The organism is Ornithinimicrobium faecis (assembly GCF_023923225.1).
GTDB lineage: Bacteria > Actinomycetota > Actinomycetes > Actinomycetales > Dermatophilaceae > Ornithinicoccus > Ornithinicoccus faecis.
In genome coordinates this window covers 1,257,216-1,283,543 of record NZ_CP099489.1, presented here as the reverse complement: position 1 = coordinate 1,283,543, position 26,328 = coordinate 1,257,216, and the positions used below count along the sequence as shown (strand labels likewise).

26 protein-coding genes are annotated in these 26,328 nt (G+C 68.2%); 11 read left to right on the top strand and 15 right to left on the bottom strand.

Annotated elements, in window-relative coordinates; translation table 11 throughout:
* Both NF556_RS06010 and NF556_RS06005 read left to right on the top strand, forming a co-directional pair.
* Positions 1–666 carry an amino acid ABC transporter permease gene (locus NF556_RS06010; protein ID WP_252594582.1) on the top strand — a complete coding sequence of 222 codons (666 nt, stop codon included), beginning with the start codon at positions 1–3 and terminating at the stop codon, positions 664–666.
* Entirely contained in the window at positions 653–1,480 is an 828-nt protein-coding gene (locus NF556_RS06005) for an amino acid ABC transporter ATP-binding protein (protein WP_252594581.1), read from the top strand. The genes NF556_RS06010 and NF556_RS06005 overlap by 14 nt, the downstream gene beginning before the upstream one ends.
* 225 nt (positions 1,481–1,705) lie before the next feature.
* Here NF556_RS06005 and NF556_RS06000 read toward each other — a convergent pair whose 3' ends face one another.
* The 3 genes from NF556_RS06000 to NF556_RS05990 all read right to left on the bottom strand — a co-directional run bounded on the left by NF556_RS06000 (position 1,706) and on the right by NF556_RS05990 (position 4,769).
* Complete coding sequence (locus NF556_RS06000) at positions 1,706–3,034, bottom strand: TRAP transporter large permease (protein WP_252594580.1); 1,329 nt, start codon at positions 3,032–3,034, stop codon at positions 1,706–1,708.
* Positions 3,034–3,639, bottom strand: a complete 606-nt coding sequence (locus NF556_RS05995) for a TRAP transporter small permease (protein WP_252594579.1) — start codon at positions 3,637–3,639, stop codon at positions 3,034–3,036. Before NF556_RS05995 ends, NF556_RS06000 begins: the two co-directional genes overlap by 1 nt.
* 113 nt (positions 3,640–3,752) lie before the next feature.
* Positions 3,753–4,769 (bottom strand): TRAP transporter substrate-binding protein, encoded by a 1,017-nt coding sequence (locus tag NF556_RS05990; RefSeq protein WP_252594578.1) that lies wholly within the window; start codon positions 4,767–4,769, stop codon positions 3,753–3,755.
* A 209-nt stretch (positions 4,770–4,978) separates the two neighbouring features.
* On the opposite strand from NF556_RS05990, the gene NF556_RS05985 reads away from it, so the two are divergent.
* The gene (locus NF556_RS05985; RefSeq protein ID WP_252594577.1) at positions 4,979–6,298 is read left to right on the top strand and encodes a cytochrome P450; all 1,320 of its coding nucleotides are present in this window, start codon (positions 4,979–4,981) and stop codon (positions 6,296–6,298) included.
* Between the two features lie 15 nt (positions 6,299–6,313).
* Here the strand turns inward: NF556_RS05985 and NF556_RS05980 are convergent, their stop codons facing one another.
* The 3 genes from NF556_RS05980 to NF556_RS05970 all read right to left on the bottom strand — a co-directional run bounded on the left by NF556_RS05980 (position 6,314) and on the right by NF556_RS05970 (position 8,145).
* On the bottom strand, positions 6,314–6,631 hold the full coding sequence (locus tag NF556_RS05980) for a hypothetical protein (RefSeq protein WP_252594576.1): 318 nt from the start codon (positions 6,629–6,631) through the stop codon (positions 6,314–6,316).
* Entirely contained in the window at positions 6,628–6,864 is a 237-nt protein-coding gene (locus NF556_RS05975) for an addiction module protein (RefSeq protein WP_252594575.1), read from the bottom strand. Before NF556_RS05975 ends, NF556_RS05980 begins: the two co-directional genes overlap by 4 nt.
* A 156-nt stretch (positions 6,865–7,020) precedes the next feature.
* The gene (locus NF556_RS05970; protein WP_252594574.1) at positions 7,021–8,145 is read right to left on the bottom strand and encodes a PD-(D/E)XK nuclease family protein; all 1,125 of its coding nucleotides are present in this window, start codon (positions 8,143–8,145) and stop codon (positions 7,021–7,023) included.
* Between the two features lie 137 nt (positions 8,146–8,282).
* On the opposite strand from NF556_RS05970, the gene NF556_RS05965 reads away from it, so the two are divergent.
* Positions 8,283–9,302 (top strand): LLM class flavin-dependent oxidoreductase, encoded by a 1,020-nt coding sequence (locus tag NF556_RS05965; protein WP_252594573.1) that lies wholly within the window; start codon positions 8,283–8,285, stop codon positions 9,300–9,302.
* Positions 9,303–9,402: 100 nt separating this feature from the next.
* On the opposite strand, the gene NF556_RS05960 is transcribed toward NF556_RS05965, so the two are convergent.
* Positions 9,403–10,002, bottom strand: coding sequence for a hypothetical protein (locus tag NF556_RS05960; RefSeq protein ID WP_252594572.1), 600 nt, complete (start codon positions 10,000–10,002; stop codon positions 9,403–9,405).
* Positions 10,003–10,210: 208 nt separating this feature from the next.
* Entirely contained in the window at positions 10,211–10,747 is a 537-nt protein-coding gene (locus NF556_RS05955; protein WP_252594571.1) for a TetR/AcrR family transcriptional regulator, read from the bottom strand.
* Between the two features lie 24 nt (positions 10,748–10,771).
* Between NF556_RS05955 and NF556_RS05950 the strand changes: the two genes are divergently transcribed.
* The 5 genes from NF556_RS05950 (at position 10,772) to NF556_RS05930 (ending at position 13,283) form a co-directional block, all read left to right on the top strand.
* The gene (locus tag NF556_RS05950; protein WP_252594570.1) at positions 10,772–11,134 is read left to right on the top strand and encodes a hypothetical protein; all 363 of its coding nucleotides are present in this window, start codon (positions 10,772–10,774) and stop codon (positions 11,132–11,134) included.
* A 127-nt stretch (positions 11,135–11,261) separates the two neighbouring features.
* Positions 11,262–11,855 (top strand): GNAT family N-acetyltransferase, encoded by a 594-nt coding sequence (locus tag NF556_RS05945; RefSeq protein ID WP_252594569.1) that lies wholly within the window; start codon positions 11,262–11,264, stop codon positions 11,853–11,855.
* Positions 11,856–11,959: 104 nt separating this feature from the next.
* The gene (locus tag NF556_RS05940) at positions 11,960–12,484 is read left to right on the top strand and encodes an O-acetyl-ADP-ribose deacetylase (protein ID WP_252594568.1); all 525 of its coding nucleotides are present in this window, start codon (positions 11,960–11,962) and stop codon (positions 12,482–12,484) included.
* A 71-nt stretch (positions 12,485–12,555) separates the two neighbouring features.
* The gene (locus NF556_RS05935; RefSeq protein WP_252594567.1) at positions 12,556–12,930 is read left to right on the top strand and encodes a YidH family protein; all 375 of its coding nucleotides are present in this window, start codon (positions 12,556–12,558) and stop codon (positions 12,928–12,930) included.
* Positions 12,927–13,283: a DUF202 domain-containing protein gene (locus NF556_RS05930; protein WP_252594566.1), complete on the top strand. Its 357-nt coding sequence runs from the start codon at positions 12,927–12,929 to the stop codon at positions 13,281–13,283. The genes NF556_RS05935 and NF556_RS05930 overlap by 4 nt, the downstream gene beginning before the upstream one ends.
* Before the next feature lie 24 nt (positions 13,284–13,307).
* Here NF556_RS05930 and NF556_RS05925 read toward each other — a convergent pair whose 3' ends face one another.
* From NF556_RS05925 to NF556_RS05900, 6 genes are all read right to left on the bottom strand, one after another.
* Positions 13,308–14,690: a dihydrolipoyl dehydrogenase family protein gene (locus NF556_RS05925; protein ID WP_252594565.1), complete on the bottom strand. Its 1,383-nt coding sequence runs from the start codon at positions 14,688–14,690 to the stop codon at positions 13,308–13,310.
* A 223-nt stretch (positions 14,691–14,913) separates the two neighbouring features.
* Entirely contained in the window at positions 14,914–15,429 is a 516-nt protein-coding gene (locus tag NF556_RS05920; protein WP_252594564.1) for a pyridoxamine 5'-phosphate oxidase family protein, read from the bottom strand.
* Between the two features lie 60 nt (positions 15,430–15,489).
* Entirely contained in the window at positions 15,490–19,908 is a 4,419-nt protein-coding gene (locus NF556_RS05915; RefSeq protein WP_252594563.1) for a S8 family serine peptidase, read from the bottom strand.
* Between the two features lie 196 nt (positions 19,909–20,104).
* The gene (locus NF556_RS05910) at positions 20,105–21,085 is read right to left on the bottom strand and encodes a cell wall-binding repeat-containing protein (RefSeq protein ID WP_252594562.1); all 981 of its coding nucleotides are present in this window, start codon (positions 21,083–21,085) and stop codon (positions 20,105–20,107) included.
* 292 nt (positions 21,086–21,377) lie between these two features.
* Positions 21,378–22,193 carry an ABC transporter permease gene (locus NF556_RS05905; RefSeq protein WP_252594561.1) on the bottom strand — a complete coding sequence of 272 codons (816 nt, stop codon included), beginning with the start codon at positions 22,191–22,193 and terminating at the stop codon, positions 21,378–21,380.
* On the bottom strand, positions 22,190–23,089 hold the full coding sequence (locus NF556_RS05900; RefSeq protein WP_252594560.1) for an ABC transporter ATP-binding protein: 900 nt from the start codon (positions 23,087–23,089) through the stop codon (positions 22,190–22,192). Before NF556_RS05900 ends, NF556_RS05905 begins: the two co-directional genes overlap by 4 nt.
* Before the next feature lie 131 nt (positions 23,090–23,220).
* Here NF556_RS05900 and NF556_RS05895 point away from each other — a divergent pair, with 131 nt between their 5' ends.
* Both NF556_RS05895 and NF556_RS05890 read left to right on the top strand, forming a co-directional pair.
* The gene (locus tag NF556_RS05895) at positions 23,221–24,363 is read left to right on the top strand and encodes a sensor histidine kinase (RefSeq protein WP_252594559.1); all 1,143 of its coding nucleotides are present in this window, start codon (positions 23,221–23,223) and stop codon (positions 24,361–24,363) included.
* Positions 24,360–25,016 carry a response regulator gene (locus tag NF556_RS05890; protein WP_252594558.1) on the top strand — a complete coding sequence of 219 codons (657 nt, stop codon included), beginning with the start codon at positions 24,360–24,362 and terminating at the stop codon, positions 25,014–25,016. Before NF556_RS05895 ends, NF556_RS05890 begins: the two co-directional genes overlap by 4 nt.
* Positions 25,017–25,076: 60 nt before the next feature.
* Here NF556_RS05890 and NF556_RS05885 read toward each other — a convergent pair whose 3' ends face one another.
* Positions 25,077–26,294 carry a phenylacetate--CoA ligase family protein gene (locus NF556_RS05885; protein ID WP_252594557.1) on the bottom strand — a complete coding sequence of 406 codons (1,218 nt, stop codon included), beginning with the start codon at positions 26,292–26,294 and terminating at the stop codon, positions 25,077–25,079.
* Positions 26,295–26,328 lie beyond the last annotated feature (34 nt).

Below are 26,328 nucleotides of genomic sequence, written 5' to 3'. Positions count from 1 at the left end.
GTGACCGACACCTGGCAACTCTTCCTGGACTCGCTGTGGCCCATCGTCCGCGGCGGGCTGACCGGCACCATCCCGCTGGCCCTGGCGTCCTTCGCCATCGGGCTGGTGCTGGCGCTCGTCGTGGCGCTGATGCGGCTGTCCGGCAACCGGTTCGTGTCGTGGCTGGCCCGCGCCTACATCTCGGTGATCCGCGGCACGCCCCTGCTGGTGCAGCTGTTCGTCATCTTCTATGGCCTGCCCTCCCTCGGGGTGCTGATCGACCCCTGGCCCAGCGCCATCGTGGCCTTCTCCCTCAACGTCGGCGGTTATGCGGCAGAGGTGATCCGGGCCGCGATCCTGTCGGTGCCCAAGGGCCAGTGGGAGGCGGGCTACACCATCGGCATGAGCCACAGCCAGTCCCTGCGCCGGCTGATCCTGCCGCAGGCGGCCCGGGTGTCGGTGCCCCCGCTGTCCAACACCTTCATCTCCCTGGTCAAGGACACCTCACTGGCCTCGATGATCCTGGTGACCGAGCTGTTCCGCGAGGCCCAGAAGATCGCCGCCTTCACCCAGGAGTTCATGGTGCTCTACATCCAAGCCGCCCTGGTCTACTGGGTGTTCTGCCTGGTGCTGTCGACCGCCCAGGGCATGCTCGAGACACGATTGGACCGGTATGTCGCCCACTGACCCGAGCAGTCCCCTCACCTCACCCGGTGGTCCCGCGGGTGGGCCCACCGGGGAGGTGCTCCTGCAGGCCCGGGGCCTGAGCAAGAGCTTTGGTGACCTGGAGGTGCTGCACTCCATCGACCTCACCGTGCGCCGCGGCGAGGTGGTCGTGCTGATCGGGCCGAGCGGCTCGGGCAAGACCACCGTGCTGCGCTCGCTCAACGGTCTGGAGATCCCGGACGGCGGCCAGATCGAGTTTGCCGGTGGGCCCTCGCTCGACTTCGGTGGGCGGCTGCGCAAGCAGGACCGTCTGGCCCTGCGCGACCGATCGGCCATGGTCTTCCAGCAGCACAACCTCTTTCCGCACAAGACCGTGCTGCAGAACGTCATCGAGGGTCCCGTCCAGGTGCACAAGGTGCCCAGGGCGCAGGCCATCGCCGAGGCGGAGGCCCTGCTGAGCCGGGTGGGCCTGCTGGACAAGCGGGACGTCTATCCGTTCCAGCTCTCCGGCGGGCAGCAGCAGCGGGTCGGCATCGTGCGTGCTCTTGCGCTCAAGCCGAGCCTGCTGCTCTTCGACGAGCCGACCTCGGCCCTGGACCCCGAGCTCGTCGGTGACGTGCTCACGGTCATCAAGGAGCTGGCCGACGAGGGGTGGACGATGGTCGTGGTCACCCACGAGCTGAGCTTTGCCCGGGCCGCCGCCGACGAGGTGCTGTTCATGGACGGTGGGGTGATCGTCGAGCGCTCCTCGCCACAGGAGATGTTCACCAACCCGCGGCACCGGCGCACCCGACAGTTCCTGGACCGGATCCTCAACCCCCTGCACGAGGACTGACCGGGCGAGCGATCCGCGGGAGGTGAGCGACGCTCGGGGCGACCGATCCGCGGGAGGTGAGCGACGCTCGGGGCGACCGATCCGCGGGAGGTGAGCGATCCGCATACGGACCACGGGTGGATGAGTCACCTCGTGACTCACCCACCCGTCCCCCGACGTGCTGCTGTCGTGCAGGGCCAGCCGCCCCCTGCCCAGGTCCTGCACGACGCAACCCTCAGCTCAGCGTCACTTGTCTGCCGGCAGCTCCATGAAGCCCAGGGTGGTCGGCAGCCACTCCGAGAGCTGCGGCACGAAGGCCACGACGAACAGTGCGATCACGAGGGCCCAGAAGAACGGCCAGAGCTTTGAGATCAGTCCCTCGAGCCGGACCTCCCCGACGCGGGCGGCGACAAACAGGTTGTTGCCAATCGGCGGGGAGATGTTGCCCAGGCACATGTTGAACACCATCATCGCGCCGAAGTGGATCGGGCTGATGCCCAGCTCGACGACCACCGGCAGGAAGATCGGCGTGAAGATCAGGATGGCCGGTGTCGGGTCCATGACGGTGCCGGCCAGCAGCAGGACGACCATGATGATCAGGACGATCACGACCCTGCTGTCGGTCAGGCCGAGCAGACTCTCGGCGACCAGCTGCGGGAGCTGGGCAAAGGAGAGGACCCAGCCCAGGACGCCGGACATGCCGATCAGCAGCATGATGATGCCGGTGACCTTGGACGCCTCGAGAACCACGCCCGGCAGGGAGCGGACCGGCAGGGTGCGCTGCAGCAGGCCGAGGGCCAGGCAATAGAGCACCGCGATGACGGCGGACTCGGTGGCGGTGAAGAATCCCCCGAGGATGCCGCCGATCACGACGACGATCATCAGCAGGGCGGGCATCGCGCGGAGCACCACGAGCATTGCCTGGCCGAGCGTGGGCCGCTCGCCGTGGGCCTTCAGCTCCGGGTGCTTGCGGGCATACAGCGCGACCATGATGATGCAGACCAGCGCCCACAACAGACCCGGGCCGACGCCGGCCATGAACAGCGCGGCGATCGAGGAGCCGGACACCAGCGAATAGACGATGAAGGTGTTGCTGGGGGGCAGCAGCATGCCAGCCGGTGAGGAGACGGCGTTGACCATGGCCGAGAACTTGGGGTCATAGCCGGCCTGTCGCATCGGGGGGTTGAGGACCGTGCCGACGGCGGCAGCCGCGGCGACCGAGGCACCGGAGACCGTGCCGAACAGGGTGTTTGCCACCACGGTCGTCTGAGCGAGCGAGGCAGGCAACCTGCCAGAGACCACCAGCGCCAGGTCGATCAGGCGCTGGGCTATCCCTCCGGTGTTCATCAATCCGCCAGCGAGGATGAAGAAGGGGATGGCCAGCAGCGGGAAGGAGTTGCTCCCCGCCAGGATGCGCTGGGCCGAGGTGAGCGCCGCGTTGTCATAGCTGAGCAGGATGATGACGGCGATGGTCGAGGGCAGGCCCATCGCATAGGCAACGGGCAGACCCATCGCGATGAAGAGGGCCATGCCCCCGATGAGGACGATCGTGGCGATCAGGACCGGGGTGTCCATCAGATGGCCTCCGCGTTCTCGTCGAACTCGGGGGTGGGACGCTCGGCACCGGAGAGGATGCCCAGCATGTAATAGACCGAGTAGAAGGTGATCAGCAGGCCGGCCAGGGGCATCACCAGATAGATCTGGCCGACGGAGACCGGCAGGGTGGACAGCTGCTGGTCCCAGGCGTTCTGGGAGATGCGCCAGCCGCCCCACACGAAGGTGAACAGGGTGAAGGCGGTCACGATCGCCTCGATGACCAGGCCCATGACCAGTTGCCCCCGCTCGGGCAGTTTCTCCACGAGCATCTCGACCGCGATGTGGCCGCGCTCGGAGAAGACGTAGGCGGCGGCGACCAGCGCCAGCACCACGAAGGTGTAGCGGGCGGCCTCCTCCGTCCACGGCGCCGAGTAGTTGCCGATCTCACGGGTGAAGACCTGCCAGGAGACGATGATGACGAGTGCGGTGAAGATGACGATGCACAGGCCCGCGAGAACGCGGTCCACGACAGCCCGCACGCGGCGCATGCCAGCCATCAGTGGCCGCCAGCGGACTGGCTCGGGTGACGAGACCCCCTCGGGGGCTGCGTCGTCAGACCCCGGGTGTGATGGGGCGGTGCTCATGGTGCCTCCTGGCTGCCGTTCGCATGTGGGAAATCGGGGACAGCAAGGGGGCGCCGGCCGACAACTGGCCGTCCGACGCCCCCTTCGGTGTGGTGCTGGTGTGCGAAGCGGATTTACTCCGTTGCGCCCTTGATCGCCTCGAGCAGAGCCTTCTGCGAGTCGGTCGTGACGAACTGGTCGATCAACGGGGACAGCGCCTCGGTGAAGGACGCAGCGTCCACCTCGGAGAAGGTCGCGCCGCCGGCCTCGGCGTCGGCGATCGCGGACTCGGTCGCCTCGCTCCACAGCTCGGTGTGGTTGTCCGCAGCGTTCTGCCAGGCCTCGTCGAAGGCCGCGCGGTCCTCCTCGGACATGGAGTCCAGGGTGCCGGTGTTGGCGATCAGGAAGTCCGCACCGACCAGGTGGTTGGAGTAGGACCAGAAGGGTGCGACCTCAAAGTGCTTCTGGGTGAAGTAGGAGACCTCATTGTTCTCCGCACCGTCGATGACGCCGGACTGCAGGCCGGTGTAGACCTCGCCGTAGGCCATCGGGGTCGGGGAGGCGCCGAGGGCCTCGATCATCGCGATGAAGACGGGGCTCTCCTGGACACGGATCTTCTTGCCCGCCATGTCGGCCGGGGTCTCGATCGGGCCGTCCTCGACATAGAAGCTGCGCGCACCCTGGGTGAGCCCACCGATGACGGAGAAGTTGCTGCTCTCCTCGAGGCTGGAGTAGACGTCGCCCAGGACCTCCTGGTCGTTGATGACGCTCATCTGTGACTCGACGGAGTCAAAGACGGTGGGGAGGCTGAAGACCACGAAGTCGTCGTTCAGGTTCTCCAGCTGCGGGGCCGAGACGATGGACAGGTCCACGCCGCCGTCGCTGACGAGCTGGATGGTCTCGTCCTGGGCGCCCAGCGTCGCGTTCGGGTGCACCTCGATGTCCCAGCGGCCGTCGGTGGCCTCGCTGAGCTCCTCGCCGAAGGCCTCGAGCGCGATGAAGGAGGGGTGCTCCTCGTTCTGGTTCAGCGCGAGCTTCATGGTCTTGCCGTCGCCGGATTCGGAGCCTTCGCTGGACCCGCCGCACGCGGCGAGAGTGAGGGCCGCGACCGTGGCGATGCCGGTGAGCGCGAGTCGGGACGTAGTCCGCATGGGGGGTTCTCCTTATGACACGGTTGGACGGGAGGATGGGGATCCGTCCTGACGCATATTCATATCGGTGTTGCAACCGCTGTTGCCACGAGTTGCCACTCGTTGCCTTGCATTGCCGCACGTGATCGTGCTGGTGAGGTGGCCCGAGGGCGCTCGCCACGGGTCCGGTTCACGTTGTGCACCGGCGCCTCCCGTGAGTGACTGGCGTCATGGCCGTCACCGATCTGCTGTCCGACCACACCGCCGACTTCCTGCGCCGTGGATACCGCTTCGCTGACGAGCTGCGTTCGGGCTCAGACGATCCCCGCGCTGGCAGCCGCGTGCCCCTGCAGGTGCTGGGCTCGCGCGCACTGCTCGTCCGCGGGGCCGACGGGGTCCGCCTGTTCTCTGACACGAGGGCGGTCCGCCGCGAGGGCGCGATGCCGGCCTTCATCAAGGGAGGGCTGTTCGGCCGGGGGTCGGTGCACGGTCTCGATGGTGCGGAGCACCAGCACCGCAAGGAGATGTTCATCCGGTCGCTGATGGGCCCGGCAGCCGCCGAGGGCGTGCTGGAGGAGGCCGAGCGGGAGTGGGCGAGGGCGGTCCGAGACCGGTGGTTGTCCGGCGGCACTGCCTCTGTGTATGCCGTGGCAACAGAGGTCTATGGACGTGCCCTGCTGCGGTGGGCCGGGGTGGTGACCCACCCGGAGACAGCGACCCGCATCGCGCACGCCGAGGCCGCGATCGTCGACGGTTTCGCGGTGATCGGTCCGGCCTGGCTCCGCACGCAGGCGATGCGCTGGTGGTGTGACCGCTGGTTCCGCAACGAGGTCCGCCGCGCTCGCTCCGGCAAGATCACCCCGCGCGAGGGCACCCACTTCGCCAACGTGCTGGCCCACCGCGACCAGGACGGTCGGCCACTCAGCGACGACGTCGCAGCCGTCGAGTTGCAGAACGGCATCCGCCCGGGCATCGCCGTGGCACGCTTCGCGGCCTTCGCTGCGCTGGCGATGCACGAGCACCCCCAGTGGCGCGAGCGGATCCACGACGAGGTCCGCTCGCGGTGGGCGACCCAGGGAGGCCCGATTGCGCTGGCCTTCGCCGACGAGGTGCGGCGCTATTACCCCTTCGTCCCGATGCTGCCGGCGGTCGCCCGGCATGACCTCGACGTCGACGGCGCCCCCCTGGCTGAGGGCGAGCGCGTGCTCATCGACGTGTGGGGCACCAACCGCGACGATCGGCACTGGACCGACCCGGAACTGTTTGACCCCACGCGATTCCTCGGCGCCGAGGGCGTCCCGTGGGACGACGACCTGGGTGTCCACGCGGCCGATCACTTCGTCCCGCAGGGAGGCGGCCGTCCGCAGACCGGCCACCGCTGCCCCGGTGAGCGGATCACGCTGGCGCTGCTCGCGCAGACCGTCAGCGAGCTGTCCGGTCTGGAGGCCCGGGTCGTCACCGACAGGTTGGACGTGCCGATGGGCCGCATGCCGACCGCACCGCGCAACGGGGTGCTCCTGACCGACGTGCGACGGCGTGGCCAAAGGTGACGCTCGACCCGTGGCTCAGTCGCCCAGTCGGTGGAGCCAGTAGCCAGGTTCGCGACGCTCGTGTGCATAGGCGAGGATCAGGATCGCATCCGGCTCCACGGTGTAGACGATTCGGTACGGGTATCCGCGAACGGCCTGGCTGCGGATCACGCTTCCATCGTCAGCGGTCGTGAAGGGTGGTGCAGCGTTCGGCCAGTTGGCGATGTCTCGTCGGGCTTGCTGCGCCCGGTCGATGAGCGCGAGGCCGATCCCAGGCTCCTGCGCCTCGTACCAACGCACAGCGGCGTCAAACTCGGCGACTGCTTCGGCATGCTCCCGCTGGGCCAGGGTCATGCGGTGAGCGCGGCACGCAATCGGGCGTAGTGTTCGTCAGCATCCACCAACTCGACTGCACCGGCGCGCACCTCGGCCAGTCGTCGAGTGGCCTCGACCCGCCAGGCTGCATCGACTTCTCCCGTGTCACCTGCGTCGTGGAGGCTCTCGAGCAACGCGTTGGCGACGACCGCGCGCTGATCGGCGTCGAGCGCGAGAGCGTCTCGGATCAAGCTCGCTGTGTCCGGTGCCATGGCTCCAAGTGTAGGCCGAACGGCTTCTGTTCGGCGTGTGTGCTCTTCGAGGGCGCGGACGGCGTCACTCGCGCGGGGTCTGACACGGCTCGTCCTGCCAATGCCTGCTCGGCCGACAAGTGGAAGTCACAAGGGATCGCGGCGGGACGTCAGAGGTTAGCCCTTGCCCAGGCCCCGCACGAATTCAGTTGTGCGCCCCGAGAACCACACTGCCAGGTCCCGCAGTTCCGCCCAGGTTGCATCAGGTGTGAGTGACGCATACCGGTAGACGAAGTTCGGCTCATAACCTAGCCAATCCTTCCTGCCGGTGTACTCCGTGAGGATGTCGGGCACCCCCTCAACGACAGTGAAATCAAAGAATGAAGCGTAGAGACTTTGGACCAGCGCCTCCCTTTCACTGCGCTTCTTCCGGTCTCTGCTGCCAGTGATCACCACGAGTCGGAACTGTCCACCTTGAAGTTGCCAACCGAACTGTCGTCCGCGTGGGCCGGGAATCCACCAAGAGTTCACTCCCGACCCATTACTCAGACCCGCGCCGACTTCCGGAACGCTTCCAAGTGCGTCACGAATCTCCTTGGTGACCTGTTCCGCGAAACGCCCCGCTCTGACCTTCTCGACCAATGACAGCAGACGCGCGTCGATCAGCAGCTCGCGTTCATCGGGTGTGAGGCGCACTTGCTCTCCTGGCGCGAGAGCAGGGTCGTAGAGGCCGGCGACTGCATCTAGCCGCTCGACCATGGTCGCGTAGGCGACCATGAGCACACCGTCATCTGCCGGCAGACGTTGCGCCGTTTCTCGCAGCGATGGCAGCAGTTCTCCGTAGGTGATCGAGGTCCAGGGGTCAGGGATGTCAAATGAAGGCCGTGTCAACGTCAGGAGCACCCATGTGGTGACACCGGCACCAGCCGGGATGTGGCTGCCCACGCTATTTCGATAGCCCTTCAACTGCTCGGCAGTTGGAATGGCACCAATCTTGTTTTCGAGGATCAACGCCTGCTGCCCCAGTCCCTCAGAGATCACGAGATCCAGGTGTCGCCACTCACGGCGGATGAAGGGTGCTGGCTCGGATCCCCAGGGCGTGCGTAATCCGAGTGCATTCCACAGTGGTGCCGACTCCTCGGGATGCTGTCTCGCAAGCCAATAGAGAACATTAGTGTGAAACAACTCCATTCCGGCCGTCGACAGTTGGTACATCGGCGATTCCGCCAGGGCCCTGATGGCCGTCTCCCGATTTAACACATCGCCCACTTCGTGTCCCTTCACCGTGGTTGTGCTGCTCACCCGAGGCATCTAGAAGACTGCTCCTTCTCCGAACTCTGGATCGAAGCGTAGCGCCATGGAACTCACCTCGCCGGGTACGCGATGACCTACCCAGACGGGGGCGGGAACAACTTCGCCCGCCAGCGGTTGTCTTAGACATGCCCTCGACGAACACCCGTGTGCCCCTGTCCGTCCTCGAGTTGGTCCCCCGGTCCCAGGGCATGACGCCCGCCGAGGCCATGCAGCACTCGACCGCGCTGGCGACCCGCCTGGATGAGTTGGGCTACGAACGGCTCTGGGTGGCCGAGCACCACGGCACCGAGTCGTTCATGTCCTCAGCCACCTCCCTGATCCTCGGGCACTTTGCCAACCACACCCACGGCATACGGCTGGGCTCTGGCGGCGTCATGCTGCCCAACCACTCCCCCCTGATGGTCGCCGAGTACTACGGCACCCTGGCCACCCTGCACGGTGACCGGTTCGACCTCGGGCTGGGCCGCGCGCCGGGCACCGACCCGGTGACTGCGGCGGCGCTGGCCCGCAGTGCCAGTGGGCTCAACGACTTCGCCGGCAACGTGCTGGACCTGGTGAGCTATCTCGGCGACGGCCAGACCACCCGCGTGCGTGCGCTGCCCGGCGAGGGCACCAACGTGCCGATCTGGATGCTCGGCTCCTCCACCGGAGGCGCCCAGGTCGCCGCAGCCCTCGGCCTGCCGTTCAGTTTCGCCAGTCACTTTGCGCCGCAACAGATGCGGGAGGCGCTGGCGGTCTATCGCGAGCGCTTCAACCCCGACGCCGAGACCGCGCAGGTCGACAAGCCGACCGTGATGGCCGGCATCAACGTGCTGGTCGCGCCGTCGGAGGCCGAGGCCCACTATCTGTTCACGACCGCCCAGCAGATGGTCGCCGCCATCCGCACCGGTGGCTCCGCGCCGCTGGCCCCGCCGGTCGATGACCTCAGCACGGTCGTGCCCGAGGCGATGCTGCCGATGATCAGCGAGTTCCACTCGGTCAAGGCGGTCGGCGACCCCTCGCAGGTCGTGCCGCAGATCGAGGAGTTCGCCGCTGCCTATGAGCTGGACGAGCTGATCATCACGACCTACACCCACGACCCCGCCATGCGCCAGCGCTCCTTCGAGCTGCTCGCCGACGCGTGGGGCATCACGCCCCGGGCCTGACCGAGCGGGCCAGACCAGGAGCCGTATGCCGAGGGGCCGGCTCTCCCTGAGAGCCGACTCTCCCTCGGTCACTCAGTCGCGGATCCGGATCCTCAACCGCTCAGGGGTGACGGGGCGCGGACTGCCGGGCCAGGGCCAGCGGTGCGATCAGCGAGACGTCACTGTCGGCCATGGTGCGAAGTTCCTCCTCGGTGAGGACCTGCTCACCAGGATCCTTGGTGTCCCCCTGCGGTGGGATCCGCAGGTGCTTGCGATAGGGCGTGGGCTCGCCGCGCGTTGCGTCAAGGACTTCCTTGACGTGATAATCACGCGCTTCCTGTGCCGTGCGCTTGCCGGTCACGATGTCGTGCACGAGGTTCAGCTTGAGAGTGTTGCTGGCGATGCTGCGACAGCGCACCGACACCTCTCCGGCCGTGCGATCGACCCGGATGCTGCCGTCGAAGTGCGCCAACTCGCTCATCTTCTCCGGGGGCACCGCATAGTCGATGACGCACTCGATGCAGTCGACGTGTGGCACCGGGAAGTTGTGACTCTCGAACCACTCGGTGGCCACGACCCGCTTCCACGGCACTGCGTGGTGCCAGGTCAATTCGGTGGCGCTGACCTCGTTGGGTTCGCCGAATGCCTTGATCACCAGCTCTGCCGCTCTGCGGCTCTCGTGCGGCCACTCCTGGACCGCGATGATGCTCCTTGATTTCATGGCGCGACCTCCTGTCTGCCTTTTTTCACACTACGCCTGAAAAAAGGTCTTGGCGACCGGTGGGCCGAGCTTTTTCAGACCACGGACACCTCGGGGTCAAACCAGGCAAACAGCGCCTCCAGCGTCGCCTCGAACGGGTCCGACCTGTGGTCGCTCTCCTCGCGCGCAGCCTGCTCCAGGAGCGGGAAGTCACTCAGGTCCTGGGCGCTCAGACCTGGCGGCGGGCGGCCGAGCTGTTGCCCGAGTCGCCGCCGGTCGCGACATGGGAGAGGACCAGGCTGATCACGGCATAGATCAGGTCCAGGGCCTGGCCAGGTTGGAGGCCCGCGTCACGCAGCGCACCGAGCAACTCCTCGAGGAGCCCGTGCACCTGCGGCGTGGTCGCTGGTCGGGAGAGCACGACCGGCACCAGGTTCGGGTGCGCCAACAGGATCTCCACCATGGTGCGCGCGAAGGTCCGCAGCACCGGCCGCCAGGTCTTCTCGTCGTCTGAGTGCCCGCCCTCTGCCTTACGGCCGGGCGCCGACATCACCTCCGCAAACAGGTGCTCCACCAGCCCGTCCAGCAGCTCCTCCTTGCTGCCCACGTGGTGATAGAGCGCCATCGCCTCCACCCCGAGCTCGCCCCCCAGCCGTCGCATCGACAGTGCCGCCAGACCGTGCTCGTCGACGAGTTCAACGGCCGTGGCCAGCACCACCTCCCTCGTCAGCCCCGCGTGCTGCCCACGGGATCGAGGTCCCGTCATGACTGTCTCCAAGAATCGTGTTGCATGTTCTACAGCGTGGCCAACCACGTGCGCGAGGCCTATCCGCAGTGGGACGCGAACACGGTCTCGACGGAACGCACCGCGATCATCGGCTGGCTGGTCGGCACCGGAGTCCTTGGTGCCCTCGGGTGGATCTCCTCGATCTGGGCGGTCCGCCGACGCAAGCGCTGGGCCCTGTGGTTCGCCGCCACCTGGCTCGCGCTCGGCGTGGTGACTGCCGGGATCACACTGAGCACCGGCGGTGAGGCCTATGACGTCATCGGCCCGACATCACTCGGCCTCGTGAGCGCCCTGCCGGTCCTCGCCGGGATCGCCGTCCTCATCCAACTCTGGCGCGACCGCCGCGTGGCCGCGACCATCCGCTGACGTCCAGGAGGGCAAGGTTCCGGGCTCGATCCGCTTCACTCGTCATTAGACCCACACATCCAATTTACCTACGGCTGCCCAGAAAAAGCGTTGGCTGTCTACAGGCAGATCCTGTGAGGGTGGGGTCATGGCCACTCAGGACCGGACCTTCTCCGACAAACCCACCCTCACCGGGGATCTGGTGACCCTGCGGCCAGTGGAGCCGGAGGACGTTCAGGTGATGGTCGGCATACTGACTGACCCTGACCTGCTCCGATTCACCGGCAGTGTGCACAGCACGGCCGAGATCGAGGCAGCCGAGGAGCCCGAGATCGGGCCGCTGCGGGAGTGGTACACCACGCGCAACGACCAGCCGGATCGCCTGGACCTGATGGTGGTCGACAACGCGAGCGGACAGGTCGTCGGCGAGGTCGTGCTGAACGAGTGGGACGAGGGCGACCGCACCTGCAACTACCGCACGCTCTTCGGGCCTGGCGGACGCGACCGCGGGCTGGGCAGCGAGGCGACGCGGCTGTTGATCGACTATGCGTTCACCCACCTGCCGCTGCACCGCATCGATCTGGAGGTCTATGCGTTCAACCCGCGGGCCCAGCGGGTCTACGAGAAGGCTGGCTTCGTCGTCGAGGGGACCCGGCGCGAGGCCTTCGAGTTCGACGGCGAGCGGTTCGACGCGATCATCATGGGCCAGCTGCGCAGCGACTGGGAAGCCGCCCGCTCCTGACCTTGGGAATGTGACCTTGCTTCCTCGCGCCGCTGCCCGAAAAGGCATGGTCCTCATCTCATGGTCACCCGTTCTGGGTCCGCGGTGGTTGGCATGATGACGGCATGACTGAGGTTGAGGCGGTCCAGGGCGACATCACCACCGAGCGTGTGGACGCCATCGTCAATGCGGCCAACTCCCTGCTGCTCGGCGGCGGTGGTGTTGACGGGGCGATTCACGCCGCTGCGGGGCCAGAGCTGCTCGAGGAGTGCCGGCGGCTGCGGGCCGGGCGCTGGCACGACGGGTTGCCGGTCGGTGAGGCCGTCGCGACCGGCGCCGGTGACCTGCCCGCGCGGTGGGTGATCCACACCGTCGGCCCGAACCGGCACCGCGGCCAGACCGACCCGGCCCTGCTGGCCAGCTGCTTCTCGAGGAGCCTGGACGTCGCGTCCGAGGTTGGCGCGCGGTCGGTGGCCTTCCCTGCCATCTCGGCGGGGGTCTATGGCTGGGACGCCGACGAGGTGGCTGACATCGCGGTCGCGACGGTGCGGTCCTGGGTCCACGACCACCCCGGTCAACTCGACGTGGTGAGGTTCGTGCTCTTTGGCCCAGCCATCCACCAAGCCTTCGTCGACGCGCTGGCCAGCTGACGGCATACGACGGCTGGTGCCTGTCGCACACCGGATGGGCGGACGAGCCGGGTCCGTGGTGGACTGGCGCCATGGACAACCGGAGTTGGCTCGCGCAGCGCCTGCTGCCAGGTGGCGATGAGCCGGACCCCCGCTTCTCGTTGGCCAACGAGCGGACCTTCCTGGCCTGGATCCGGACCGCGCTGGCGCTGCTCGCCGGTGGGATCGCGGTCGAGGCGTTTGCGGTCGACATCTTTGAGCCGACGGTGCGCAAGGGCATCGCCGTGCTGCTCATCATGCTGGGCATGTTTGTCAGTGGTGGTGCTTTCATGCGGTGGCTGGGCGTGGAGCGGGCGATGCGTCACTCCAGGCCGCTCCCGCTGCCGCTCATCGCTCCCGTCCTGGGGGTCGGCGGAGCGATCAGCGCCGCAGTCCTGCTGGTCTTCATCCTCTTCACCGCGCCATGACCTGGCGTCCCCGCCCACAGCCTCGGGCCACCACGGCAGCCGACCTGGACCGTGGGCTGCAGCCGGAGCGGACGACCCTGGGGTGGAGTCGCACGAGCCTGGCGCTGGTGACGGTGAGCGCGATCTTCCTGCGGTGGGCGCCGCACTATGGCCTGGCGGTCCTGGCGCTGCCCGCGCTCACTCTGGTCTGCGCCCTGACCATCAGCGTGACCCACAACCGCCGCATCAACACCAGCGTGCGGGGCATCCACTCGGACGCCCTGGAGGTGCGGCCGGGCGAACTGCTGGCCCTCGTGGCGCTGCTGCTCGCCGTGGGTGGTGCTGGCCTGGTCCTCGTCCTGCTGGCGCCGTGAGTCCTGCTCGGGAGCCCAGCCCGCTCAGTCGCGCGGTGGGGCCAGCACCTCGTTGAGCGCCTCGGTGCTCGACGGGTGGGTCCAGATGCCGTCGAGCAGCTGCTGACGGGTGGTGCCGGTCCGCATCGCGAGCGCGACCAGGTTGATCAACTCCTGGGCGTCCACCGTGTGCAGGGCAGCACCGAGGATCTCGTCGGTCTCGGCGTCCACGACAAACTTGATGAGCCCGTGGGTCTCCCCCAGCGTCTTGGGGCGGGGCATGACGGCGATCTTGGCCACCGGCTTGGCATAGACATCGACGGTGCGACCCGCCTCTGCGGCCTCGCTCTCGGACAGACCGACCCGGCCCAGCGGAGGCGTCAGGAAGATGGTCGTGGGCACGGCGACCCGGTCGGCGCGGGAGCGCGAGCCGTCGCCGGTGAGCTGGCTGAGCACGATGCGGTGGTCGTCATAGGAGACATAGGTCTGCTGCGGCCCGCCGTTGACGTCACCGACAGCCCACACGTCCGCGGCGCTGGCCCGCAGCAGGTCGTCGACCACAACCTTGCCGCCGTCTCCCACCTCGACGCCAGCGGCCGCCAGTCCGAGCCCCTCGGTCGCGGGGACGCGCCCGACCGCGACGAGCACGGCATCGGCCACCACGGGCTCACCCGTGGTCTGCACCGTGACCTGGGTGCCGTCGTCCTCCAGAGCGGTCGCCTCGACGCCGGTCGTGATCCGCACGCCCTGGTCCTCGAGGGCAGCGCGCACCGAGTCGCCGACATCCTCGTCCTCGCCGCGCAGGATCCGCTCGCCGCGCTCCAGGATGGTGACCTCGCTGCCGAACTGCGCAAACATGCTGGCGAACTCCAGCGCGATCGGTCCTCCCCCGACGATCGCCAGCCGAGCCGGCAGTGGGTCGACGTGCTGGATCGAGGTCGAGTCGTGCACCCGCGGCCCGTCGGCGCCGGGCACATCCAGCGGCCGGGGCAACGCACCGGTGTTGATGATGACCGTGTCGGCCGTGATCTCGAGCTCGTCCTCCCCACCCGTCACCCGCACCGCGCGTGGCCCAGTGAACTCCGCCACCGATCCGACAACCAGGCGCACCTGCTTGACCGGCTCGAGCATGGCCTTGTTGGCGGCGTTGAGCTTGCCGATCAGGGTGTCACGGCGCTCAACCGCACTGCGGAAGTATGCCGAGGGGTCATCCCCCTCACGCCGCACCTCGGCGCTGTGGACCAGTGTCTTGGTGGGCACGCAGCCGATGTTGATGCAGGTGCCCCCGATCATGTCGGCGGACTGCTCGACCAGGGTCACGCTCCTCCCGGCCCGCCCGAGCGCGCCGGCCAGGGTCTTGCCTGCCTTGCCCCAACCAATGACTAGGACTTCTGTGTGCAGCGACTCTGTATGTAGCGACTCCGTCATGCCCCTGACGCTACGCCGTGCGCCCGGTGAACGGGGTTGATGGACCTGGGCGTTGATGAACCTGGGCGGCCCCTGGTGCCCCGCTAACGTGGTCGGCGAACCGGCGCACCGGGGAGACGGGTGGATGAGTCACAGGATGACTCATCCACCCGTGGTCCGGGTGCCACCCCCAGGAGCACCGTCACGACAGCGCCAACATTGCAGCACCGTCACCAACCGGAGCTCAGTCCGCTTCGTCAGCTGTCGGCTCGTCCACCGTGCCGTAGCCCACCATCCACGTGGGCTCCACCCGAAACATCCTGATGTCCGCACCCCACGTGGTCGGATCCTCCTCGTAGTGCGCAGTCCAGTGCGCGATCGTCTCCTCCCACTCCGGGTCACCGGGGCTGAGTCGGATCGCCTGCCCGTGGCAGAAGACACCGAGACGCTCCCCGTCGACATGGGCGAGGCTGACCGACGGCCGCGCCTCCAGGTGCTTGGCCTTGGCCGCGCGGCCATCGGTGCCAAAGGTCCACTGCCCGTGCAGGAAGTGTCCGTCCACGGCGCTGACCCGTGGCTCACCGCGTGCTGTCACGGTCGCCAGGCTCAACACCCGCATGCCCTCGAGCGCACCCACCACCTGCGCAGCGGTCAGCAGGTGATCACCACTGATGATCTCCCGCAGGTGACTTGTGCTGCCCGCCCTCGACGCGTCCATCAGTTCCTGGAGCGCCGCGATCTCTTCTGGTGTCTCCTTCATCTCCGCCACGCTACTCACGCACGCCGACAGCCCGCGCCGGAACGACGGGCCAGCGTCAGGTCACAGTTCGGAGCACTGCCCCGATCGTGTGCCCTGCACCTCGTTGGGGCGCCCGTCATTGGTTGGCGGTGGGGTGTTGCTCCGGCAGGTCAACGGACCGTCGATCGCGTTGTCCGCCAGGAGGATCGGCACGTCGCCGGTCGAGTTGCGCTGCAGCGTGGTCGGACCCGAGACCTGGTTGCCGTCGACGCTGATCCGATCAGTCACAGCCATCAGGGTGAGGGCACCGTTGACGCTCGAGTCAGTGATCTCCACGCCCTTGGCGCGGTTGCCCGAGAGCGGACCCTCGATGGTGACGTCATCGGCAAACAGGCTGCCCCCGCGCACGGTCACCGGACCGGCCACCTCAGCACCCGCCGCCAGGCAGGTCAGACCGCTGCTCGCGGTCACCGGCCCGTCGTGGACACCGCTGACCGTGGTGTCACACACCTGACCCGTGACCGTCATGGTCACCACCACCGGCACATAGGGCGTGGCCGGGTCGTCGGTGCTCACGCAGAGGTTGGCCACGTGGTCACCCGCCGCTAGACCCGTGCTGTCCAGCAGCACCCGCACACCCGACTCCTCACCACGGGCGGTCTGCCCGGACGCGGGGTCGACGTCCAGCCAGGACACCTCGTCGGGCGTCTGGCAGGACATCATGTCGGGCATCTGGATCTCTGAGATGAAGCGCGCACGACCGGACTCGACCTCTGCCTCCACCGTCCCGTCACGACTGACCTCGAAGACGCCGTCCTCGGTGGCCGCAAGGATGTTGCCGTTGCCCAGCGGGTGAACACCGGCATAGGACGTGGAGCCGGGGATCGTCCAGCCGCCGAGGAGCTCACCGTCGGCACTGAACTCATACAGCCCCCGATCCAGGAAGTCCCGTCCACTGGACAGGTTGGCAGCCAGGACGGTGCCCTGCTCGGTCTCCGTCAACTGTTCGGGCCAGCGCATCTGCGTGGTGAAAGTCCCGTTGGAGGTCGTCCCGTCGAGGCTGTAGGAGTGGACCGCCTCGCTTCCGCTCGCAGACACCAGCACGTCCTCGTCCCGGAAGGTCACAAACCAGGGGCCGTCCAGACCACCGAGGTCGGGCTCGATGAAGTGACCCAAGTAGTTACCGTCCGCGTCGAACTCGACGACCGAGTTGGCGTTGTCACTCGTGGCCACCGTCACCAGGAGCGTGCCCTGTGGCGACCAGGCCATGCCGCGGATGTTCTGCATGATGGCCTTGTCCTCACCGGCTGGCGAGGGTGCGAAGATGCCACGATAGTTGCCGTCCAGGTCATACTCCGTGACCACGCTGTTGATCTGGTCGGTGAGCAGGAATCCGGTGTTGTCGGCGTTGGCCAGCACGTGACTGGGGGTGTAGAGCGTCCCGTCGGAATAGTCGAAGTGCGGGATGAACTGCTCATCGATCAGCGTCCCGTCCTGCGCATCGAAGGCCATGACCGCACGGTTGTTCCGATCAGAGTTGGGCGCGAGCAGCACACCCTCGCGCAACTGCTCGATCCGCTCATCGCTCGGCCCGGCGTCCGCATCCTCAAACGTCCAGTCGAGCACGCCATAGCCGGTGTTGCCGATGGTCAGCGGCTCGGACGTCACCGTCCCTGCCGGCTGGATCGTGGACAACTCCTCCGCGCTCACCGCGACGACCGGGATCTCCACGACCTCCAGCGCGAGCGTGACCGTGGCGACCGGCGTGTGCGGGTCGTTGCTGGTCACGCAGAGACTGCCGGCATAGTCACCGCCTGCCATGTCGGAGGAGTCGAAGGTCACGGTGAGGTCCTGGCTCTCCCCCGCCGGGATGTTGCCGGACGTGGGGTCGACCGACACCCACGCTGGGAGCGCGCAGTCGCCGCCCTGGTCGAGGGCCCACTCCATCGGCGCGCCGCCCTCATTGCTCACCGTGACGGTGTGCGCCTCCTGCTCGTCCACCCCGAGCAGGGTGGTCAGCTCGGTCGGCTCCAGCAGGATCTCGGCCTCGCCCTTGACCAGCACCACGGGATAGTGCACGTCGGCGATCTCCGCCCCGCCGGCGTGCGTGCCGTCCGTCGTGACCTGCACGTCTCCGAAGATGGCCGCGCCACCGGTGAGGGAGCCCACGTCCGCTGTGACGGTGATGGTCTGGGTGGCGCCCGGCTCGATCGAGAAGGTCGCCGGCTCCACCGTCATGGTCACGCCCTGGGGCGGGGTGACCGACGTGCTGTATGCCGTGACCACGTCGGCCACGTTCGTCACCTCCCGCGTCCAGGAGCAGGTGTCAAGACAGTTCTGGTCGACGAAAGCAGGCAGGTTCAGGGTCTTCGGGTCGCCGCCCAACTCGGGGTCAGCGGCCTCGAAGTCCTCGATCGACTCATCCATGACCAGGCCGACCCGCCCGGCGGCGTCCAGGTCCACCAGACCCGACCCCACGTCATACGGATCTGCAGGGGTGGTTCCGTCGTCCTTGACCATGCCCTCGGGGTTGGCCGTGGAGGCCAGTGCCGAGCGGATCATCACGGGCGACCAGTCGTCGTGCAGCCCGCGCAGGAGGGCGCCGGCCCCGGCCCCGTGCGGGGAGGACATGGAGGTGCCCTGCATGAACTCATAGGTCGACGCGTCCTCGTCCGAGGCCATCGTCGCGGCCAGGATGTTGCGCCCCGGGGCCGCGAAGGTCGGCGCCAGCAGGTCAAAGTCGCTGGGACCGCGCGAGCTGAAGTCGGCGACCATCGTGGACCACTGCGGCGTCATCGTCAGCACGGAGCCGCTGTCCAGGGTGACGGTCGCGCCGGGGTGCTCGACCACAAACTCGCGCAGGCCCGTGCCCTCGCCGTTGGCGACCATGACCGCCGGGATGTCGGTGTTCTCCAGCCCGCCCATGACCACCGGGGGGCCGGGGAACTGGTTGACCATGATGACTCCGAGGCCGCCCGCGTCCGCGGCGTTGCCGACCTTGGCGGAGAAGTCACACCCTCCGCGCTCGATGAGGGCCAATGCGCCGTCGAACACCCCGGCAGGGAAGTCCTCGCAGCCGCCGCCGTTGCCGGGGTCGACCACGGAGGCCTCCTTGATCTCGGCCTCGATCGGGCTGGTCACACCCGGGCCGGAGCCGGGCACGCCCGCCAGGCCGATGACGTGCTCGGGCACGGGGGTGGGCCCGGTCACCGAGACGTCGTGCGCGATCAGACGCGGACTGTTGGTGGCCGCCACCGCAGCGTTCCACGGGGCGGTCTTGGCGACGGTGCCCGCGCCCGGGCCGTCGTTGCCGGCCGAGGCCGCGACATAGATGCCGGACTCGGCAGCGGACAGGAAGGCCAGGTCCACCGAGTTGTTCCACGGGTTGTCCGGGCCGGAGATCGAATAGTTGAGCACGTCGGTGCCGTCAATGATCGCCTGCTCCACGGCCGCAACGCTGGCGGTCGAGCTGCACAGGAAGCTGCAGACCTTGTAGGAGATGACGTTAGCGTGCGGTGCCACCCCGGAGACGGGCAGCTCGTAGGTGTCGGCACCGACGTCAAAGACTGCCGTGTGCTGGTTGCCGGCCATCGTCGAGCCGGTGTGGCTCCCGTGTCCGTTGTCGTCGGTCGCACTGCCGGTGCCGGTGAAGTTGTAGGCGCCGATCAGCTTGTCGTTGCAGAGGTCCTCGTGCTTGGGGTCGTCTGTGGCACAGACCCCGACGTAGGTGCCGGAGCCATAGGGGTTGGTGTGCGTGTAGCCCTCGCCGTCGGTTGCGGCAAACGACGGATGCTCGAAGTTCACGCCCGTGTCGAGCATCCCGACGATGACACCCTCGCCCAGGGTGCCGATCTCGCTGCCGGTCTCCCCCGCCCAGATAGCCGGGCTGTTGATGATGTCGTTGCTGACGTCGGTGTCGAGCTCCCACTGCTGATCGGGCTCCACAGCCACGATGCCGACCTGGTCGACCAGTGCCGCAGCCTCCTCGGCAGACAACTCGAGCGCCAGGCCATTGAGGGCGTGGGTGTAGTGGTCGGCGATCTGCACGTCACGGCCCAGCAGCGACTCGATCTGCAGCCCGGCCTCCTCCTGGGCCTCGGCCAGGTGCTGCAGATAGTCGCGGCTGTCCTGGCTCGTGGCGTCAAGGCGCGCCTCGCCGGTGACCTGCGGGTTCGTCGCGGCCAGCCCCTCGACACCGCCGTCGTAGGTCGCCAGCGGTGCCTGCTCCAACCGGACGATGTAGAGCCCCGTTGCGGACTCCGGCATCTCCTCAGCCGTCCCCGCCCCTGCGGCCCTCCCCTCCGTGGCAGCAGCCTCCGAGTCGCCCTCCGGTGCCGCGGAGGCAGAGCCAGCCGTCGGCATACGGCTGGCGTTGGTGCTGGGCGCATCGGTGACGTCATCGACGACGCGGGACTGGGCGATCTGCGGGGCCGCGATCGTCACGCCCAGGGCAAGGGCGAGGGACGCGGCGACTCTGCTGCGGGAGCGTTGTGCTGGCATGCACCGGACGCTAAGGCGGCTCCCAGGCGGGGACAACCCCGAAAAGGTCAGGTTTCGTGGGCATTCCCGCGCCTTGTCAACAACAGATAGACAACTGACCTCGGGAATGAGACCTTGCCTTTGCTGGAACGGGAGCGAAGAATCAAGGTCACATTCCCGAGGTCACTGATGAGGTGAGCCGGTCAGCGGTCGGCTGTCACTCGGCGAGGAGCTCCTCGATCTCCTGACCAACGCTGTCGTTGATCGTCAACTCGCCCCCGAGGAGCTCGACAATTTCCGGCTCGCGATCACTCAGGACCGAGCCAGTGACCTCCGGCAGGTTGTCGGGCTGGGTGAGCAGAAGCGGCACGTCGAGGCCCAGGTGGCCAGCCAGGGCAGTGCCAGCCAGGGCGTCCGGGAAGTCCTCACCCGAGGCGACCAAGGCAGTCTCCCCCGGGGCCGTCGTCTCGGCCAACAGCGCGGACGTCTCATAGCGGTCCTTGCCGGCGACGCGTCGCACCTCGTCGGTGTGACCCCCGATCTCGGCCAGCACCTCGTCCGAGACCGCTTCCTCCCCGCCCAGCACTGTCACCAGGGCCGGATCCAACTCGTCCAGCGCCTGACTCGTCTCTGCAGGCAGGTTGCCGTGCTGCGTCAGCAGGATCGGGCTGCCCTCCGCCCCAGCGCTGGTGCCACCACTCAGCGCGTCGGCGTAGTCCTCCCCGGAGGCGACATAGACGTGGGTGACGAACTTGGCCTCAAAGCGCTCGGTCGCCAGGAACATCGCGGTGCCATAGCGGTTCTCACCGGACACTCGGGTGACGTCGGCACCGGTCTGCTCCTCGACCTGGGTCAGCACGTCGTCCGCGATCGCCTCGGTGCCGCCGACCACGACGACCTCCTTCGGCTCCAGCGCCCGCAGTGCAGACTCGGTGTGCTGCGGCAGGTGGTCGCTCTTGGTCAGCAGCACCGGCGCACCGTCCAGGATGGCCGCCGGTGAGCCCGACAGCGCATCGAAATACTCCTCACCGCTCGCCAGGTAGACCCGGTCGGGATCTCCGAAATTCTCTGCCATGTTGGCGGCCGTTGCATATCGGTCCTCGCCTTGAATGCGGTGCACGGACACCTCATCAGGAGACGCTTCCCCTGCGGCATCCTTCTCGGCGACATCATGCTCGGCGCCCTCTCCCTGCGCCATTGTTGGAACCCCCACCGTCATCCCCAAAACCAGGGCTGCAGAGAGGGCAAAATTGCGACGTTCTCTGTTAGCACTCATCACAGCAGGCTAAGCAGACATCCGATCGGGATGCCACCGCAGAGCGTGCCCCGCCCCGTGCGGCCCCCGACCCGACGAGCTGACGATCCTGACCACTTCAGCACGTCACTCAACACCCGTCTGTGGCTCTGCGGCACGCTGAGCCGGTCAACGACGAGACGGCGATATCCGGCACTCACACATGAGCGCCGGATATCGCCGACTGCGTGTCCAACTATTTGACCTCGGAGCGACGCAGGGAAAGCAGCCCGACGACGAGAGGAATGACGATCCAGATCATCGTGGTCGAGCCGAGCATCGCCCACTCCTCACCGGTGTCCGTGGCGCGCTCGAAGAGCGTTATCTGCGTTTCGTTCCAGTCGATCCACGGCTGCAGGTCGGCGAACCACGAGCGCACCTGGGCCAGGAGGACGAGGATGCCCGGCAGGACCAGTGAGACGACGAAGTAGGCCACGATCGCTGCCGCGGAGTTGCGCAGCACGACACCGAGGGTGAAGCCGATGGCCATGCCGACCAGGTTCCCCAGGAGTATCTGCGCCGCGGCTGCCAGGGAGACATCCCAGACCGTGTCGAGGCCCACGATCGTGGACCCGAGCACGTTGCCGACGACACCGACGGCGAACGCGACGGTCCACGAGGCGACCCCGACCACGAAGGTCGCGATCGCCTTGGCCACGATGACGCGCCCGCGGCTCGGCACGAGCGTGAACGTCGTGAGACCGCTGCGCTGGCTCCATTCACTCGTGACGGCCAGGATCGCGATCATCGGCAGGATCACCGACATCGGGAAGCCGATCGCCGTGGCAAAGGTCTCGTAGGTGACGTCGGTGTCGGGAGCGAAGATGAGGACCGACCCGGCCGCAAGGACCGATAGGACACCGATGCTGATGAGCATCCAGAAGCCCGAGCGGGTGGTGAACATCTTGCGCAGCTCGACCGTGACGAGTCGGGTGGTCGGGATGGGCTGGGCAGCCCGGCGGACCGGTGCCGCCTCCGTGGTGGTGGCCGGCGGGACGATCGCGGCGGTCATGCGGAAACTCCTTCTCGTTGGGTGTCGGCAGTGAGCGACAGGAACATGTCTTCGAGCCCGGCGCCCTCGGCGGACCGGAGTTCGGTGAGGTCGATGCCGGCCGTCCGGGCCACAGCCCCGACCCGAGCGGGGTCGGCGTCGGTGCGGACCGAGCCGTCCCCTGCGAGCGTGCTGGCGATCCCGGCCACCTCGAGCGCGTGAGCGAGGTCACGCGGTGACGCCGACCGGACGAGCGTCCCGGCCGCCGCGAGGAGCTCTTCCTTGCTGCCGGACGCGACGATCTTGCCGTTCCCGATCACGACCAGGTCGTCGGCGATGACCTCGATCTCGTGCAGCAGGTGGGAGGACAACAGGACGGTGCCACCCCGGCTGGCGAAGCCCGTCAGCAGGTCGCGCATCCACCGGATCCCGGCAGGGTCGAGCCCGTTGGCCGGTTCGTCGAGGATCAGCACCCGGGGGTCCCCGAGCAGTGCGGTGCCGATGCCCAGTCGCTGACGCATGCCGAGGGAGTAGTGACGCACGCGGCGCTTGGCCTCCGCTGGTGTCAGGCTGACGAGCTCGAGCATCTCGTCGACGCGGCGGCGGGGCAGACCCATGGTGTCGGCGGCGATCGTGAGGATCTCGCGTCCGGTGCGACCGGTGTGCTGGGCGGAGGCGTCCAGGAGGACGCCCACCTCGAGGCCGGGGTTGGGGAGGTCGGAGAACCTTTCTCCGTTGATGGTCGCGGTGCCGGACGTCGGGACAGTCAGGCCGACCATCACGCGCATCGTGGTGGACTTGCCGGCGCCGTTCGGGCCGAGGAAGCCGGTGACGCGACCGGGCAGGGCGGTAAAGGTGACGTTGTCGACGGCGGTGAAGCTGGCGTATCTCCGGGTCAGTGACTCAACAGTGATCATGTGACAACCCTCGCCGCGTCGCGGCGTGCGCACATCGGCGTCGAGGCCGGACCCTCCTCCGACCTGGGGAGGAGCAGGGTCTCGTTCTTTCGGTCGGTCCGCGAGGCCTCGCCAGTCCCTAGGCTGAGCGGGTGATCACCAACGCCCTGCGCTCGCTGTGGGCCGAGCCGCGCGCCGCGGACGTTCCCGGCCGGTCGTGGCGCGACTGGGCGCTGGTCGGCGCGGTGATGGTGACGGCGCTGCTCGAGGGAGTCTTGCGGGACGACGTCGCCTGGCGGCCCTTCGTGACGATCGTGGCCGTCGGGCTCGCGCCGGTGCTGCTCTGGCGGCGTGCCCAGCCGTTGGCCTGCGTCATGGTGGCCTTCGGCACCGCGATGGCGTTGGGGCTTGTGACCCTGGTGGGCGGGGCCCCCAGCGTCGGTCTCAGCACGATGATCTTCGTCCTAGTGTTCGTCTACGCGCTGGTCCGCTGGGGCTCAGGGCGCGAGATCGTGATCGGGCTGACGGTGGTGCTGGTCGCCGCGGTCATCGGCACGGTCGCCGACTACACCGCGCCTGCCGAAGTCATCGGCGGGTTCGGCATTCTGGCGGCGGCGGCCGCGGCCGGAGCGGCGTTCCGCTATCGCGCCGAGAGCTGGCGCCGGGCCCTGGGCCAGATCCGCAGCCAGGAACGGGTCGGCCTCGCGCGCGAACTGCACGACATGGTCGCCCACCACGTCTCGGCGATCGCGGTGCAAGCGCAGGCGGGCCGGACCCTGGCCGGACAGCGACCAGAGGCCCCACTCGAGGCGCTGGCGGTCATCGAGGAGGAGGCATCGCGGACCCTGGCGGAGATGCGGGCGATGGTCCGGGTGCTGCGCGACGGGGCGCCGGCGGAGTACACGCCCCAGCCCGGCGTTGCCGACCTGGCCTCACTCGCCCGCCGCGAACCCGTGCCGGTCGTCGACGTGGAGGTGCCGGGTGACCTGGACGGCCTTCCGCTTCAGGTCGACACAGCGGTCTACCGGTTGGCGCAAGAGGCGCTGACGAACGCCCTGCGGCACGCGCGCAACGCCTCGCGCGTGGAGATCCGGGTCGTCGAGGGTGAAGGAAGGCTGCGGCTGAGCGTGACCGACGACGGACAGATCGACCCCGTACGACCGGCGAGCCACGGCTTCGGGCTGCTGGGGATGACCGAGCGGGTGCAGCTGCTCGGCGGCACGTTGCGCGCCGGGCCGGCGCCCGGGGGCGGGTGGGCCGTCGACGCCGAGCTGCCGACGGAGGCACGCCGATGACAGTGCGAGTGCTGGTGGCCGACGACCAGGACCTGGTGCGAACCGGCCTGTCCATGATCCTTGACGCCCAACCCGACATCGAGGTCGTCGATCAGGCCGCCAACGGCCACGCCGCGGTCGAGCTGGCGCGTCGGCTCCGCCCCGACGTGTGCCTGGTCGACATCCGGATGCCCGGGCTCGACGGGATCGAGGTGACCGAGCTCCTCGCCGGGCGGAGCGTCCCGGACCCTATGGCGGTGGTGGTGATCACGACCTTCGACCTCGACGAATACGTCCACGGCGCGCTTCGGGCCGGCGCCCGAGGCTTTCTGCTCAAGGACGCCGGGCCCGAACTGCTCGTCCAGGCCGTGCACGCTGCCGCCGTCGGCGATGCCCTGATCGCGCCGAACATCACGCGGCGGCTGCTGTCCACCTTGGCCGCCAGGGAGCCGTCGAAACGACGTGCCCCACTGATCGATCCGCTCACCGACCGCGAGGAGGAGGTGTTGGCACTGGTCGCCCGCGGCCGCACGAACGCCGAGATCGCAGCCGACCTCTTCATCGGCTTGACGACCGCCAAGACCCACGTCGCGAGCCTGCTGACCAAGATCGGCGCCCGCAACAGGGTCGAGATCGCGATGTGGGCCTATGACACCGGCCGAGTGGGGGACTGAGGAGACAGCGAAATGCGCAGCCTCTCGGGGCTGGCCTCGCCCGCGGCCGCAGAGCGCCGGTCAGTCCCAGTCGCGGGTGTCCAGGATCGGCCCGCTGCCCGTCGTCAGCGTCGAGACGGCCACCACCTCGGCACGGAACCGCAGACCGTCGCGCACCTTCGGGCCGACCTGGGTCACGAGCGCATCAGCATCGGCGCCGGGCTCGGGCACGATCTCGCAGCGCAGCGTGTCCACGTGGTCGACGCGCCCCACGACGAAGCGATAGTCAGCGACTCCGCTGACCCCCGCCATCACGGACGCAATCTGCGCCGGGTGCAGGAACATCCCCTTCACCTTCACTGCGACACCGGTCCGCCCCAGCACGCCGCGCAGCCGCAGCGACCCGTCGGGCCCGACCATCCAGCCGGACAGGTCGCCGGTGCCAAAGCGCACCAGCGGATAGTCCGGACGCAGCACGGTCACCACGACCTCGCCCTCGGTCTCGTCGGTGATCGGCACGCCCGTCCCGATCTCACACACCTGCACCAACACGCCGTCAGCCAGGACCAGGCCGGCGCCGTCACCGTTCTCATAGGCCAGCAGCCCGGTCTCGCCGGTGCCATAGGCCATCCGCACGGTCGCCACCCGCTCGGTCAGGATCTCGCGCAGCGAGTCCGGGAACGGCTCGGCAGTGACCATCGCCTTGTCCAGCAGCCAGCGCTCGCGCGGCAGGCCGGCCTCGTCAAAGCGCTCCACCAGGGCCTTGAGATAGCTGGGCAGACCGGCGTATGCCGTGACGCCCAGATCGGCGATCGCCTGCACCTGCAGGTCCTGGTTGCCGATGCCGCCGGGCAGCACCCGGGCACCGGTGGCCAGGCCGCCGGCCTCCATCATGGCGCCGGCCGGTGACAGGTGATAGCCCAGGGCGTTGAGCATGGTGTCGCCCTCACCGAGACCGAGAGCGGAGAAGACCTGGCCCCAGCGCCAGCTGTCAGCGCCGGCCAACTGCGGCTCATACAACGGCCCGGGCGACTGGAAGACCCGGACCACGTCGGCCCCGTCGGCGAGCATCCCGCCAAACGGCGGGTCCTCGCGCTGCAGGTCCACGACCGAGTCCTTGGGCAGGACGGGCAGCTCGGACAGCGCAGCAACCGAGGTGATCGCGGTGGGGTCGACCCCGGCCTGCTCGAGGCGCCGGGCCAGCCCAGGAACCGTCGCGGCAGCACTCATCAGGTCAGCGACGGCCTGGTCCAGGTCACGCGCTTGCAGATGGTCCTGCAGGGCAGCAGCAACAGACATCCTGAGCTCCTCAGCGGTGGGTGTCAGCGGCGCG